We start from the raw sequence: 14,990 nt of genomic DNA on the forward strand, positions 1-14,990 counted from the left end.
GTCCTACTGGACAATGAAAAAACGGCAGAGGGAGGATGCAAAAAGACGCTGGATCGGGAAAAGACAGACCAGTTTTATAACACGCTGCAACTGGTATTGGGGAAGCTTGCTGTGCCATTCAATACAGCGGCGGCGGGTGCCTGCCTGGCCACCCGCCGCGCTATGCAAACTTATTGAGGCAAATCAAACACTGCCATGGATTCCACGTGCGAAGTATGCGGGAACATGTTCACCACGCCCGCCTTGCTCAGCACATAGCCCGCTTCCAGCGCCAGGATGCCGGCGTCGCGCGCCAGGGTCGACGGGCTGCACGAGACGTACACTATGCGTTTCGGCAACAGGTCGGGACGCACTTGCGACAGGCCGACCAATGCCTGGCACAGGGCCATGGCGCCATCGCGCGGCGGGTCGACGAGGATGCGATCAAAACGGCCCAAGGCGATCAGGTCGTCCGTCGTGACTTCGAACAGGTTGCGCGTCGAGAACGAGGTTTTTTCCGCCAGGCCATTGGCCAGCGCGTTTTCCAGCGCCCGCTCCGTCAGGGTGGTGCTGCCTTCGATGCCCACCACTGCGCTGCCTTGCGTGGCCAGCGGCAAGGTGAAATTGCCCAGGCCACAGAACAGGTCGGCCACGCGGTCGGTCGGCTGCACTTCCAGCAAACGCAGGGCTTTCGACACCAGCACGCGGTTGATGTGGTGGTTCACCTGGGTAAAATCGACAGGCTTGAACGGCATCTTGACGCCGAATTCCGGCAGCAGGTAGTGCAACTGCTTGTCCAGCGGATAGAACGGCACGGCCGTTTCCGGCCCTTTCACCTGCAGCCACCATTGCACGCCGTACTCGTCGGCAAAGGCTTTCAATTTCGTTTCATCGTCCGCCGTCAACGGCGCCATGATGCGCAAGACCATGGCGGTGACGTCTTCACCGACTGCCAGCTCGATCTGCGGCATCTGCTCGAAGATCGACAGCGAAGCAATCAATCCACGCAGCGGCAGCAGCATGGCGGATATGTGCGGTGGCAAGATTTCGCAGCTATCCATGTCGGCAACGAAGGCCGATTTCTTTTCATGGAAGCCCACCAGCACGGCATCCTTCTTCTTGACGTGGCGCACGGACAGGCGCGCGCGGTAGCGGTAGCCCCAGGTCGGGCCATACATGGGACGCATGATGCTTTGCGGACGCACCTTGCCGATATGCCACAAGTTATCTTCCAGCACGCGCTGCTTGATCGCCACCTGCGCCGACGGCTCCAGATGCTGCATCGAGCAGCCGCCGCAGTTATCGAAATGCTTGCACTTGGGTGTCACGCGCATGGACGATTCGCGGTGCAGCACCGTCATGCGGGCCATTTCCCAGTTCTTCTTTTTCTTGTACGTCACAAAGCTGACGCGCTCGCCCGGCAATGCGCCTTCGACAAACACGACCTTGCCCGGCGAGCCGTCTTCGTTCTCAATATGGCCAACGCCACGGGCGTCCATGTCGAGCGATTTGATTTCGATGATATTTTCTTGCATAGCGATCAATAGGTAAGAGTGGGCCAGGACGCAGGGCCGCGCTGGAACTTGAAAGAATGGGGGAAAGGTCAGGCGCCGCGAGCGGGGCGTATGATAGCAGATGCGGCCCCGGAATTACCGGGAGCGGGCGTCTTACAATAACGAGTCGCGCACCACGCCGCGTGCCGCCATGGCACGTTTGAGTTTAATCAGGGCTTCCTGCTGGATCTGGCGCACGCGTTCGCGCGTCACGCCCATTTCTTCAGCCAGGGTTTCCAGCGTGGCCGGATCGTCGTTGTCCAGGCCGAAACGGCGCATGATGACCACGCGCTGCTTGTCGGGCAGCTTGGTCAGCCAGTCGCGCACCAGCACCGTCATTTCATGGTGTTCCGCGCGCGCGTCGGGGCTGTCTTCGCTGGCGCCGGGCAGCATGTCCATCAGCGACGATTGCGGATCGTTGTCGAGCGGCGCGTCGAGCGAAGTGGCGTGCTCGGACAGGGCCAGGATATCCTGCACCTCTTCCACGGGACGGCCCACCAGGTGGGCGATGTCTTCCGCGGTGGCATCCTTGCCATCGTGGTGCTGGGCTTCCAGGTGGTATTTGCCGCGCAGGATCTGGTTCAGTTCGCGCACCATGTGCACGGGCAGGCGCACCGTGCGCGCCTGGTTCATGATGGCGCGCTCGATGCTCTGGCGTATCCACCAGGTGGCATAGGTGGAAAAACGGAACCCGCGTTCAGGCTCGAACTTGTCGATGGCCCGCATCAGGCCGATATTGCCCTCCTCGATCATGTCGAGCAAGACCACGCCGCGGTTGATGTAATGCTTGGCGATCGACACGACCAGGCGCAGATTGTGCTCGATCATGGTTTGCCGGGCCTCGAAATTGCCCTGCTTGGCCAGGGTGGCGTAATGCACCTCTTGCACCGCCGTCAGCAATGGCCGCGTGCCGATCTGGTTCAGGTAGTGCTGCGTGGTATCGGTCGACAGCTCGGCCGCCAGCACCTTTTTCAGTTCATCGACACTTTCGACCAGCACGCTGACGCTGGCCACCTCGCCGCCCTCGCCCGCGTCGACGGCATCAACACCGTCGAGTTCGCCGGCATCGTCCGTCACGACTTCGTCTGCCCCGTCTTCCGGCAGTTCCGGCTCATCGTCCAGCTGATCGTGCGGCGCGTGTGTCATTGCTTTACCTAACGGTTAGGCAGGAATTTCGAAGGGTCGACAGGCTTGCCCTGCTGGCGGATTTCAAAGTGCAGCTTCACGCGGTCGGCATCGGAATCGCCCATTTCGGCGATGGCCTGGCCTTTGTTGACGTTCTGCCCTTCCTTCACCAGGATGCTGCGGTTATGCGCATAAGCCGACAACAGACTATTACTGTGCTTCACGATGACAAGATTACCATAACCACGGATTCCGCTCCCGGCATACATGACTTTTCCCGCGCCGGCCGCCACCACCTGCTGGCCCGCCTTGCCCGCGATATCGACGCCCTTGTTCTTGCCTTCGTCGAAAGTGCCGATGACCTTGCCTTCGGACGGCCACATCCAGCTGATCTTCTCGTCGCCAGGCGCCGATGCGGCAGGGGCTGCCGCGGCGGCGGCCGGTGCGGCGGCGACAGCTGCTGCCGGCGCTGGCGCAGGCTTGGCGTCGGCACTGCCGCCATCGGCGCGCAATTCGGCCAGAGTGGCGTCGGAATACGCGCGCTTCTCGCCGCGCGGGCCGGTTTTCTTCGGCACGACGGGTGCGGCCGGCTTGGTTTCCGTCACCGGCGGCATGACGATGGCCGATGTTTGCGCACCGCCCGTGTCGCCATTCGGCGGCAGCACGCGCAATACCTGGTCGACCTTGATGTCGTTCGGGTTGCTCAAGTCATTCCAGGCCACCAGGTCGCGGTAATTCTGACCGTGTTCCAGAGCGATGCGCAACAGGGTGTCACCGCGCTTGACCGTGTAATAGGCCGGGTCGCGGTCGCGCGGATCGCTGGCGGCGGCGCTGCTGCCCGATGGATGGCGCTCCACGACGGGTGCCTGGACACCCGTGGTGCCGCAACCGCTCAACAGGGCGGCCAGCGCAAGACTGCAGAGGAGTACATTGTTTTTCTTAATCATTCGTTTTCTTAATCATTCGCATGTATATTCAGGTCCTGCCTTCCAGCTGATCCGGGGATCATATGGTGCCCGGGCGCAAAGGCACGAAATGGCAGTCTTCCAGGGTCTGGCTGGTCCATTCCATTTTCCCCACCCGGGTAATGAGTTGCAAGTGTTGCAATTTAGCCCCCACCGGCGCAACCAGACGCCCGCCGGGCGCCAGCTGTTCCAGCAAGGCTTGCGGGACTTCCAGGCCGGCTGCGGCAAGGATGATCCCGTCGAAGGGCGCCGCCTGCGGCAGGCCAAGCATACCATCTCCGTACTGCAAGCGCAGATTTGACACGCGCAGCGGACGCAGATTGGCCTTCGCCAGCTCGTGCAGGGGCCGGATGCGCTCGATCGAATACACCTCTTTCGCCACCAGCGACAGCACCGTCGCCTGGTAACCGCAGCCCGTGCCGATCTCCAGCACGCGCTGCAAGTTGCCGCCCTGGCGCATCACTTCGATCATGCGCGCCACGATGTACGGCTGCGAAATGGTCTGGTGATGGCCGATGGGCAAGGAGGCGTCGATATACGCCTGCGACGCCAGCGCCTCGTCCATGAACAAATGGCGCGGCACGGCTTGCATGGCATCGAGCACCACCTGGTCCTTGACGCCCTGTTTCGCGATGCGCGCCACCATGGCCCGGCGTACGGCCTCCGACACCAGCGGATTTTGCCGCGGCGGCGACAGCACCGCTGGCTGCGCCCGCTCATTGGCGATGGCCTGGGCCCGCGACGGTGCGATGGGCGGCGTGGCAGCGTGGTACGGCGCGCCTCCCCTGGCCGCATTTTGCGCCGCATTTTGCGTCGCCGTCTGCGGCGTGGCAATGCGCGACTGCGCCAGCGACTGCCCCCCGCCCTGCCTGGCGGGCTTGCCGGCCAGCGAATCGAGGGTAAGGGGGAAGGTGCGCGGCTTGTCAGTCATAGTGAGCGGTCATGCCAGGCCTTTTGCCAGTGCATCGAGTTGGGTGGTATGGGTCAGGTCGATCTGCAGCGGCGTGATCGAGACTTGTCCATGTTCAACGGCGTAAAAGTCCGTGCCCGGCCCGCCTTCCTTGGCGGCGCCGGCGGGGCCGATCCAGAAGATTTCACGGCCACGGGGATCGAGCGCGCGGATCACGGGCTCGGCCGAATGGCGCTTGCCCAGGCGCGTGGCCGCCATGCCTTGCAATTGTTCGTATGGAATGGCGGGGATGTTCACATTCAGCAAATATGGTTTCTGCAGGGCGTCAAACTGGCGCTCGACGATTTCCCGCGCCACGCGGGCGGCCGCGTCCAGGTTGGCCCAGCCGAATTGCGACTGGGAAAAGGCAATGGCGGGAATGCCGAACAAGTAGCCCTCCGTGGCGGCCGCCACGGTGCCCGAATACAGGGTGTCGTCGCCCATGTTGGGGCCGTTGTTGATACCGGAGACCACCAGGTCGGGGCGCTCGATGAGCATGCCCGTCAGCGCCACGTGCACGCAGTCGGTGGGCGTTCCGTTGACAAAATAAAAGCCGTTGGCAGCCTTGTGCACGGACAGGGGCCGGTCCAGGGACAGCGAATTGGACGCGCCCGAACGATTGCTGTCGGGCGCCACCACGACGATTTCCGCAATGGGCGCGAGCGCGTCGGCCAGCGCCGCCAAGCCTGGCGCCAGGTAACCGTCGTCGTTACTGATAAGAATTCTCATAACGAGATTTTACCTGAAGCAATGCCAACACTGCGCGTGCCACGCGCCGAATGGCAGCATTATTTATGTCGCCGCGCTGACATGGCGCAAGGCGTCAGCGCTGCTCGATGCGCGCTTCCGATAACGCCCCTTCCAGCGCCTGCACTTCATCCTCCTGCAAGGCCAGCAAGGCATTCAGGTCGCCTTGCAATTTATACATTCTTTTCAGCTGCGCCATGCCGCGCCTGCGCAGCTTGCCCGGCACGCCCGGGCGCAGCAGACCGGACTTCAAATGTTCGGCCAGTTCGCCCGCCTGCGCATACTGTTCGCGCTCGATCATGCCTTGCAACATCGAGATCATGCTGGCCAGGGTGTCCGGCTCGGCCACGTCCTGCCCGCTGGCGCGGCCGGCCAGGATGGTTTCCTGCAAATGCCGGGCGCCGTCCAGCACGCTGTCCGCATGCCCCGTGACGGGCGCATTCAGCAACCGGTCGCTGCCGCTGAGCACCGCGTCTTCCAGCAGGCGCGCCGCCTCGCTGTCGCCCTGCTGCTGCAGGGTACCGGCCAATTGCTTCTTGCTGTGCAAGGTATCAAGGTGGTCTTCGCCCAGCAGGCGTGCATGCACTTCCAGCACCTGCTCCTGCACGCTGCGCGCCGCATCGAGTTCGCCTCGCCGCAGCAGCGCCTCGGCCAGCTTGCGCTGGCTCATCAGAGTTTCAGGATGGTCGAGCCCGTGCGTGCGCTCGCGCGCCGCCACCTGGTCTTCGTGCAGCTGGCGCGCGCCAGCCCAGTCGCCCTGCCCGGCCACGATATCGGCCAGCAAGTCGCGCGTGGCCAAGGTGGCCGCATGGTCGCTGCCCAGGCGCCGCTCCTGCACCTGCAGCACGGCAGCGAACAGGCGCCGCGCGCCTTCCAGGTCGCCTGCGCGCCCCAGCGCCTGCGCCAGGGCCAGCTTGCTGCGCAAGGTATCGCCATGCTCGGCGCCAAACAGGCGCTCGCGCGCCGCCACCACCGTGCCCAGCACTTGCTGCGCCTGCGCCAGCCGCCCCATGCGCAGCAAGGTGGCGGCGCGGCCATCCATCGCTTCCAGGGTCAGCGGATGCTCGCTGCCCAGCTGGCGCGCGTAACTTGCCAGCACAGTATCGCGCAACAGCAGCGCCGCCGCCATTTCCCCCTGCAGCAACAACGTTTGCGCCAGGCAGGCCCGGGCGGCCAGGGTGTCGGGATGCTCGCTGCCCAGCACGCGCTCGCGCACGTCGAGCACGTCTTCTTCCAGGAAGCGCGCTTCATCGAGCTTGCCCAGCTGGCGCAGCAGGCGCGCCATGCCGCTCTTGCACGCCAGGCTGTCGGGATGCTCCTCGCCCAGCAGGCGTACGCGGATCTCGACGCTCTGGCGAAATGCATCGAGCGCCTGCGCGCTGCGCCCGTCCTTGCGGTACAGCTCGCCCAGGCGGGCCAGGTCGCGCGCCAGCGGCAGGGCCACGGCGCGGCCCGGTTCCAGCAGCAAGGCCTGGCGCGCTTCGCTGATGGCGCCCAGCAAGGCGATTTCACGGCTCGATTGCCAGGGAAAGTAGCCACCCGTCATCCAGTGCAAGAAGGCTTCGAAGGTGCGCGTGAGGGAAAAACGGTCGCCACCCTGGTCGATGCGCACGGCCAGCTGTTCGCCATAGGCAAAGGTCTTCGTCTGCTGCAGCTGGACTTCGTCGAAATAGCTGTCGAGGGCAACCTGCGGCAAACCGTAGGAAGTGCGCAGCAGGCGCTCGAACATGGGCTGGAAGCCGGCGATGCCCTTGTGCGCGTCGCCGCGCCGCCACTCGGCCCGCTGTGCACCATCGCCCATTTCTATGCGCGAGGGCAAGGGGTAGACGAGCAGCGGACGCTGTTCGTCTTCATGGCTGCGGCGGTACTCGATGGCCCGGGTGACGAGCGCATCGACGCCTTCCAGGCTTTGCCGGTTCGGCGTGAAGACCACCACCAGCTTTTTCGGCAGCAAGGTGGTGCAGATGCCGGCGCTGTCCGTGCGGCCCGTGCGCGAATCGACCAGCACGTAGCGGAAATGCTGGGCCAGGGTATCGGCAAAGCAGCGGAACAGGGCCGGGCAAGTGTCGAACAGCTGATCCCAGCGCATCTGCGCCAGGCGTTCGCTGTAGCTGGCATCGAAACGCCCCGCGCGCATCAGGTACAGCGGGCTGCCTTGGTCGACGCGCACCACGTATTGCTGCCAGTCGATGGCGTCGAGCACGCGTTGCGCCAGCGCCGCATCGTCGCAGCCGGCATCTTCGCGCCCCCGGGCCTGCCCGCCGCCATTTTCCAGGCTGATGCGCTCGAGCTGCTGGCGGCACGCCTCGAAGAACTCGAGCACGCCCGGCCGTTCCTCGTGCTGCTCGAAATAATGGTGCAGGCCCGGCGCTTCCATGTCCCAGTCCAGCATCAGCACGGGCACGCTGGCGTTTTCACGGCGCGCCAGCAGGACGGCGATGTTCGACAGGGCCATGGTACGGCCGGTACCGCCCTTGTAGGAATAGAAGGTGACGACTTCGCCAGGGGCGCTCAAAGGTGGCAGGGAGAGGCGTTGGCATTCCATGACAGGACCTTTTACGTGATTAACGCGGAAAGTGGGGAGGCGGAATGGCGCGCCATTCCGGTGGAATATCGGGCAACACGAAACGGCTGCAATCGTGGCCGGGCGGGGTTGACCGCTTGAGCAAGTGGTAATGCGTGGCGATGCGCTGCACGATGCGGTCGATGTCGGGCAGGTATTGCGGATTCGACTTCAGGTCGCCGCTGGCCAGCGTATAGCCGGAGAAATCGACGTACAGCCCCGACTCCGTGATTTGTGGCGGCAAGCCGTCCGGATGGCGCGTCATGATGATGGGGATGATCAGGTGGCTGGGCAGCTCATACCAGGCGCGCCGCTCCTGTTCGATTAGTTGCATGGCAGCAAATTCACGCCGCGTATAGCCATGCGCTTCATATTTGGGCGTGTACAGCACGATCATGCAGACGCTCTGGCACATGGCGCGCGCCACGCGCAGGTCGATATCGTCGCCACCGCCCAGTTGCTCGCTGTCGATGAACAGCACTTCTTCACGGTCGAGGTGCGGTTCCAGATAGCAAGCCAGCGCCTCGATGAGATCATTCTTGAACTTGTTCATGAACGCATATTGGCCGTGTGCATAGCTCAAGAAACAGCCGTAGCGGATCTCCATGGCATCCCCCCTGTTCCCCGTGCGGCCCTGCCAATGCCGCGCCTTCATCCTGCAAGGCATGCGCTCACTGTAGACCGCCCGGTAACAGCTCAGTTTGCGCTGGCGCAAAGATTTGTCTGGCGTCCTGGACATGCGAAAAAAAGCCAGAAACTGGCGCGATCACGCCCATTGTTGGCATGACTGGCGCGCAGGAAAACACGGCGCAAAAACGCCATGATCTTGATAACAAAGGGAAATATGCCGGCGCGCAACTGGCGCCGGCAACGAAGACTTAAGCGCCCTTGGCGGGCAGGTTGCGGAAGAACTCCACCACTTCGTTTGTATCGCGCGTGCGCTTGAACGGTGGCAGGCTTTGCCAGATGCGCTTGCCATACGGCTTGGAAATGAGGCGCGGATCGCAGATCATCAGCACGCCGCGGTCGCCCTCGTCACGGATCAGGCGGCCTGCGCCCTGCTTCAGATTGATGATGGCTTCCGGCAACGAATGGTGCATGAAACCGTTCTTGCCCTGCTTTTCCATCACTTCGATGCGCGCGGCCAGCACGGGATCGTCGGGCGGCGCGAACGGCAGCTTGTCGATGATCACCAGAGAGAGAGCGTCGCCGCGCACGTCGACGCCTTCCCAGAAGCTCTGGCTGCCGATCAGCACGCCATTCCCGGCGGCGCGGAACTGATCGAGTAATTCCGTGCGGCCCTTGTCACCCTGCACGAACAGGGGGTAGTTCAAGCCCCGCTGCTTGAATTCGTCGGCCAGGCGCTCGGCCGCGCGCTTGACGGCGCGCAAGGTGGTGCACAGGAAGAAGGTGCGCCCACCCGCCGCCTCGATGATGGGCAAGGCGCAGTCGATGACGGCATCCGTGTAGCCCAGCGAGTTCGGTTGCGGCAGGTTTTGCGGCACGAACAGCAAGCCCTGCTGGCCATAGTCGAAGGGGCTCGGCCAGGTGTGCGACGGTTCGCCCGTCAAGCCCATCTGTCCCGAAAAATGCTTGAAATCGTTCTTCACGGCCAGGGTGGCGGACGTGAAAATCCAGCTGCGCGGCGTGCCTTCGCGCTGGTTGTTGAAGATCGGCGCGATCGACAATGGTGTCTTATGCAACTGCAAGGAGCTGGAAAACGCCTCCACCCAGAACACGGCTTCTTCGCCGGCCGCTACCTTGGCCTTCGGATCGAACTTCCAGCCGCTCAGCTGCTGCGCCAGCTCGACGCCGCGCACGCGGCACTGTTCCAGCGTTTCCGCCCGTTCCGCCTGGGTTTCCAGCACGGCCACCATGCCGTCGAGTTCATCCTTGAGGGTGTCCAGCGCCGGAAAGAAATCACTCGACGGGGCGATTTGCGGCAGGGACAGGCGCACGATATCCTGCGGGAAGGTCAAACGCAGGTCGCGCGCCGCCTTTTCCACCACCGTCACCGTCTTGGCCCAGTCGATGCCGCGCGCGTGCGCCAGGCCCTCGGCCAGCACGTCGCGGCACAGTTCCAGGATTTGCGAGGTCGACACCGTGTTACCAAAGAACAAAGTGGCCGTATCGGGCAACTGGTGCGCCTCATCGAAGATGATGGTATTGGCCGAAGGCAGTAATTCCGCCACGCCCGTGTCCTTCAGGGCCACGTCGGCAAAGAACAGATGGTGGTTGACCACCACCACATCGGCCTGCTGGGCTTCCTTGCGGGCCTTCATGACGAAGCAATCCTGGTAATATTGGCACTCGGCGCCCATGCAAGTGTCGCGCGTGGACGTCACCAGATTCCAGATCATGGCGTTTTCCGGCACCTTGGCCAGTTCCGCCTTGTCGCCCGAACTGGTCATCTTGATGAAGCGCGAGATTTCGCGCAAATGCCCCACGTCGTCGCGCGAGGTCATGCGCCCGTTCTGCAAGGTGCGTTCCAGGTGATAGTGGCAGACGTAGTTCGAGCGGCCCTTCAGCAGGGCGACGGAGACGGGTGCCTGCAACGCGGCGCGCACGGAGGGGATATCGCGCAGGAACAATTGGTCCTGCAAGTTCTTCGTGCCGGTAGATACGATGGTCTTGCCGCCCCACATCAGGGCCGGCACCAGGTAGGCGAAGGTTTTACCGGTGCCCGTGCCCGCCTCGGCGATCAGGGTGGTCTGGCTGTCGATGGCGTGGGCGATGGCCTTGGCCATTTCCGTTTGCGAACGGCGCGGCTTGTAGCTGCCTACGGCGGGACCGAGCGGACCACCCGCGCCGAACAGGCGCTCGATGTCGGCATCGTGCTTGCCAGGGGCCGCCTGGGGTTCGGCTGGCAGACTGGCTGGCAGATCGGCAGGCTGGCCTTCTGGGTTTACTGGCAATAAATTGTGATCGGTCAAAATATACTTAAGTGAAGGCTGGACTGGACGCTACTGGCGCCCCTCAGGCGGGAACGTCGGGCACCAACTGCATTTTCAGCAAGGTGATGTGATCCTTCAATTGCAATTTGCGCTTTTTCAGGCGGCGCAGCTGCAGCTCGTCATGGTGACCATCGAGTATCAGCAACTCGATGACGGCATCGAGGTCACGGTGCTCCACGTTGAGTTCAATCAGGCGCCGCTCTATATGCTGTGCATCGCTCATGTGTTGCGTTCCAGGCAGTGTTGGTAACAGGCGCGCGCAACGTACGCAGGCAGCCATTGACGCCGGCATCACCGGCAAGTGCATAGTTTAACCCGCCGCGCGCGTTAGGGCACGCCATTTCCGGCATGCCCCACGCACGCAGGTCTTATTTGGCAGGCGGCACAGGCCCGGCAGCTGCTGGCGTGCTGGCAGCATCCGCAGCCGCCTTGGCAGCCTTGGCCTGCGCTTCGGCCTGGCGCTCGGCCAGGCGCTGCGCCACTCTTTTCTGGCGCGCCACGGCGTCAGCCTGCTTGCGCGCATAGTCTGCCTCGCGGGCTGCGCGGCGCGGCGCTTCGGCGGCGGCGGCAGCGGCCTGCTTCGCCACCTTCGCCGCTTGCGCAGCCTCGCGCTCGGCAACGCTCTTGCCTTCCGGCTTGGGCGGCGCCGGCTCGGGCATGACCACTTTCACGGGCTTGGGCATGGCCGCAGCCCGCTGCTCGGCGTCGAGGCGCGCACTTTCCTGCGTCCTGGCCAGGTCGATATCGCGCAGGCGCACGGACTCGGCCCGCTTGAAGTAATTCGCTTCCGCGTCGACGGCGCGCAGGCGCACGAGGATCAGGCGGCGCTTTTCCTTGGCCTTGTCGAGGCAGTTATTCACGAAAAACTTGTTGTAGCACTCCAGTTCCCGCGCGGCAAACTCATTTTCCGCCGCCTCGCGCTCGCTGGCTGACTGCTTCAGCTTGGCGTCCGCTTCTTCCACCGACAAGGTGGCGGGCACCTGCGGTGCACCGACCTCATCCAACGCCGCGGCACCCTGGTGCGCGCAGCCGGACAATGCCAGGACCAGGCCCAGCGCCGCGCCCAGCTTGTATAGTGTATTTGCCATCATATGCCTTATCCCTGCCTCAAACGATCGCGTCGGCCGCGCCGCGCTGTTCTTTTTCCATGTATTCGCGCGATTGCATCTCGATGATACGCGAAACGGTACGGTGAAACTCGTTGGCCAGCATGCCGTTCGTGTACAGCTGCTCGGGCGCCACTTCGGCCGACATGATCAACTTGACCTTTTGATCATAAAACACGTCGATCAGCCAGGTAAAGCGGCGCGCTTCGGACGACTGCGCCGCCGACATGGCCGGTATGCCGGACAATATCACCGTATGGAAGCGGCTGGCGATTTCCAGGTAATCATTTTGTGAGCGGGGACCGCCGCACAGGGTGGCGAAATCGAACCAGATGATGCCGCCGGCGCGGCGCAGGCAATGGATTTCGCGGCTCTCGATGCGGATGCGCGCGTCTTCATCGGCCGTCTCGGCGATGCGCGTGTAGGCGTCGCGCAGGGCCTTGTCGGTGGCGGCGCCCAGCGGCGTGTAGTAACTTTCCACCTGTTCCAGCGCGCGGCCACGGTAATCGACGCCCGCATCGACGTTCATCACGTCGAGCTTGTCCTTCAGCAGCGCGATGGTCGGCAGCATGCGGTCGCGGTGCAAGCCGTCCGGATACAGCAGGTCCGGGTCGTAATTCGAGGTCATGATGAAGGACACGCCATTGGCGAACAGGGCCGACAGCAGGTTGTACAGGATCATCGCGTCGGCGATGTCGGAGACGTGGAATTCATCAAAACAGATCAGGCGGTATTTCTTGGCGATACGCTTGGCGACCTCGTCGAGCGGGTCGGCCACGCCTTTCAATTCATCGAGCTGCTGGTGCACGCCGCGCATGAATTCATGAAAGTGCAATCGCGTCTTGCGCACCAGGGGCACGACCGAGTAAAAACTATCCATCAGGAACGATTTGCCGCGCCCTACCCCGCCCCACATGTACACGCCTTTCGGTACGGCAGGACGGTTCAGCAGGCGCTTGAAGGTACTCGAGCGCTGCCCCTTGTAAGCCACCCACTCGTCATAGCACAGCTGCAGGCGGTCGACCGCGCGCCGCTGGGCGGCATCGGCCTTGAAATCACGCTTCTGCAACGCGTGCTGGTAAAACTCTTCAACGTTCATGGGATTCGATTCAACAGGGATTCTTGACATAGCGCAAACGGGCCGGCAAGGCAGAAACTGCTTTGCCGGCCCGCTGCGAAGTACCGTAGCGCTTAGAAGTTCAGCGTACGCTTATCGACGGCCAGTGCCGCTTCCTTGGTCGCTTCCGACAAGGATGGGTGCGCGTGGCAGATGCGCGCGATGTCTTCGGCCGAGGCCTTGAATTCCATCGCCACGACGGCTTCGGAAATCAGTTCGGACGCCATCGGGCCGACGATGTGCACGCCGAGGATTTCATCGGTGGTCGCATCGGCCAGGAATTTCACCATGCCCGAAGTGTCGCCCAGCGCGCGCGCACGGCCATTGGCCATGAACGGGAAGGTGCCGGCCTTGTAGGCGATGCCTTCGGCCTTCAGGGTTTGCTCGGTCTTGCCGACCCACGCGATTTCCGGCGAGGTGTAGATTACCCAGGGAATCGTGTTGAAGTTGGTGTGACCGTGCTGGCCGGCGATACGCTCGGCCACGGCAACGCCTTCTTCTTCCGCCTTGTGCGCCAGCATCGGGCCGCGCACCACGTCGCCCACCGCCCACACGTTCGGCAAGTTGGTCTTGCAGTCGCCGTCGACGGCGATGAAGCCGCGTTCGTCCAGCTGCAGGCCGACCTTGTCGGCACCCAGGCCATTCGTGTTCGGCGTACGGCCGATCGAGATGATCAGTTTGTCGAACACGGCTTTTTGCGCTTCGCCCTTGGCGTCCACGAATTCCACGGTGACGTCTTTCTTGCCTGGCGTGATGGCGCCGATCTTGCAACCGAGGTTGATCTTCAAGCCTTGCTTGATGAACAGCTTCGACGCTTCCTTAGCGATCTGCTCGTCGACGGCGCCCAGGAAGACCGGCAGGCCTTCCAGCACGGTGACGTCGGAACCCAGGCGGCGCCAGACACTGCCCATTTCCAGGCCGATCACGCCGGCACCGATGACGCCCAGCTTGGCTGGTACGGCGTCGATGGCCAGTGCGCCCGTGTTCGACAGGATCAGTTTCTCGTCGAATGGTGCGCCAGGCAATTCGCGTGCGTTCGAACCCGTGGCGATAACCACATGCTTGGCCGTCAGGGTTTCGTTGGCTGCGCCCGTCACGCTGATCTCATACGTGCCAGCGGCGGCGGCAGCGAAAGCGGCGCGGCCGTGGAAGAAGGCGATCTTGTTCTTCTTGAACAGGTACAGGATGCCGTCGTTGTTTTGCTTGACGACGGTGTCTTTGCGCTTGAGCATCTGGCCCAGGTTCAGCTTCAGGCCGGCGACGTCGATGCCGTGCTCGGCGAAGCTGTGGCCCGCGTGTTCGAAATGCTCGGACGATTGCAGCAGCGCTTTCGAGGGGATGCAGCCGACGTTGGTGCAGGTACCGCCAGGCGCGGCGCCGCCCTTGGCGTTCGACCACTCGTCGACGCAAGCGACGGAAAAGCCCAGCTGGGCTGCGCGGATGGCGGCGATGTAGCCGCCAGGGCCCGCACCGATGACAACTACGTCAAATTGTTTAGTACTCATGTTTTGTTATTCCAATCTCTTCGTCTGGTACGAAAATCCACAATAGAAGGTAAATCACCACGCCGAAGCCGAAGGTCAATGTAAACAGGACGAAGACCAGGCGCCAGATCCACGCTTCCATGCCGGAAGCGCGGCCCAGGCCGCCGCAGACACCACCGAGCCAGCGGTCGTTGCGCGAACGGCGCAGGCGGTTGAATTCCTGCACCAGGTCGTTCGACGGGCCGGAGGCGGAGGGGCTGTCCGATTTATCCAGGTTGATATTGCTCAGGAGCTTGGCTTTCGCTTGCGCGAATTCCGCGTCGCTCAGGGCGCCCGCCAGGTGCAACTCGTGCAGACGCTTGATTTCTTCAGAGACGTTCATGGGAATCCTCTTTTATTGAGATCAGCCAGCTGCGTCTTCTGGCAAGGGGTATCAACTACATTGCCC

Annotated in this window: 13 protein-coding genes; all 13 read right to left on the reverse strand. The window is 63.0% G+C overall.

Features of this window, described 5'->3' with window-relative positions; genetic code table 11:
• Positions 1-170: 170 nt before the first annotated feature.
• Positions 171-1,514 (reverse strand): 23S rRNA (uracil(1939)-C(5))-methyltransferase RlmD, encoded by a 1,344-nt coding sequence (rlmD, locus tag O0882_RS01550; RefSeq protein WP_289944792.1) that lies wholly within the window; start codon positions 1,512-1,514, stop codon positions 171-173.
• Between the two features lie 132 nt (positions 1,515-1,646).
• Positions 1,647-2,678, reverse strand: a complete 1,032-nt coding sequence (gene rpoS, locus O0882_RS01555; protein ID WP_289944794.1) for an RNA polymerase sigma factor RpoS — start codon at positions 2,676-2,678, stop codon at positions 1,647-1,649.
• Between the two features lie 8 nt (positions 2,679-2,686).
• Positions 2,687-3,604 (reverse strand): peptidoglycan DD-metalloendopeptidase family protein, encoded by a 918-nt coding sequence (locus tag O0882_RS01560; protein WP_289944797.1) that lies wholly within the window; start codon positions 3,602-3,604, stop codon positions 2,687-2,689.
• 58 nt (positions 3,605-3,662) lie between these two features.
• Entirely contained in the window at positions 3,663-4,553 is an 891-nt protein-coding gene (locus tag O0882_RS01565; protein WP_289944799.1) for a protein-L-isoaspartate(D-aspartate) O-methyltransferase, read from the reverse strand.
• Between the two features lie 9 nt (positions 4,554-4,562).
• Complete coding sequence (gene surE / locus O0882_RS01570; RefSeq protein ID WP_099762953.1) at positions 4,563-5,300, reverse strand: 5'/3'-nucleotidase SurE; 738 nt, start codon at positions 5,298-5,300, stop codon at positions 4,563-4,565.
• Between the two features lie 94 nt (positions 5,301-5,394).
• On the reverse strand, positions 5,395-7,863 hold the full coding sequence (locus O0882_RS01575) for a tetratricopeptide repeat protein (protein ID WP_289944802.1): 2,469 nt from the start codon (positions 7,861-7,863) through the stop codon (positions 5,395-5,397).
• A 19-nt stretch (positions 7,864-7,882) separates the two neighbouring features.
• Entirely contained in the window at positions 7,883-8,488 is a 606-nt protein-coding gene (locus O0882_RS01580) for a toll/interleukin-1 receptor domain-containing protein (protein ID WP_100873878.1), read from the reverse strand.
• Between the two features lie 271 nt (positions 8,489-8,759).
• On the reverse strand, positions 8,760-10,763 hold the full coding sequence (locus tag O0882_RS01585) for an ATP-dependent DNA helicase (protein ID WP_289946775.1): 2,004 nt from the start codon (positions 10,761-10,763) through the stop codon (positions 8,760-8,762).
• A 94-nt stretch (positions 10,764-10,857) separates the two neighbouring features.
• Complete coding sequence (locus O0882_RS01590) at positions 10,858-11,058, reverse strand: DUF465 domain-containing protein (protein ID WP_010399897.1); 201 nt, start codon at positions 11,056-11,058, stop codon at positions 10,858-10,860.
• Between the two features lie 145 nt (positions 11,059-11,203).
• Positions 11,204-11,923, reverse strand: coding sequence for a hypothetical protein (locus O0882_RS01595; protein ID WP_289944805.1), 720 nt, complete (start codon positions 11,921-11,923; stop codon positions 11,204-11,206).
• A gap of 19 nt (positions 11,924-11,942) precedes the next feature.
• Positions 11,943-13,040, reverse strand: coding sequence for a cell division protein ZapE (zapE, locus tag O0882_RS01600; protein ID WP_071076265.1), 1,098 nt, complete (start codon positions 13,038-13,040; stop codon positions 11,943-11,945).
• Positions 13,041-13,132: 92 nt separating this feature from the next.
• On the reverse strand, positions 13,133-14,563 hold the full coding sequence (lpdA, locus tag O0882_RS01605) for a dihydrolipoyl dehydrogenase (protein ID WP_289944808.1): 1,431 nt from the start codon (positions 14,561-14,563) through the stop codon (positions 13,133-13,135).
• Complete coding sequence (locus O0882_RS01610; RefSeq protein WP_289944813.1) at positions 14,553-14,924, reverse strand: PspC domain-containing protein; 372 nt, start codon at positions 14,922-14,924, stop codon at positions 14,553-14,555. Before O0882_RS01610 ends, lpdA begins: the two co-directional genes overlap by 11 nt.
• Between the last annotated feature and the right edge of the window lie 66 nt (positions 14,925-14,990).

Source organism: Janthinobacterium sp. SUN073, assembly GCF_030397665.1.
In the GTDB taxonomy this organism is placed as follows: Bacteria; Pseudomonadota; Gammaproteobacteria; order Burkholderiales; family Burkholderiaceae_D; genus Janthinobacterium.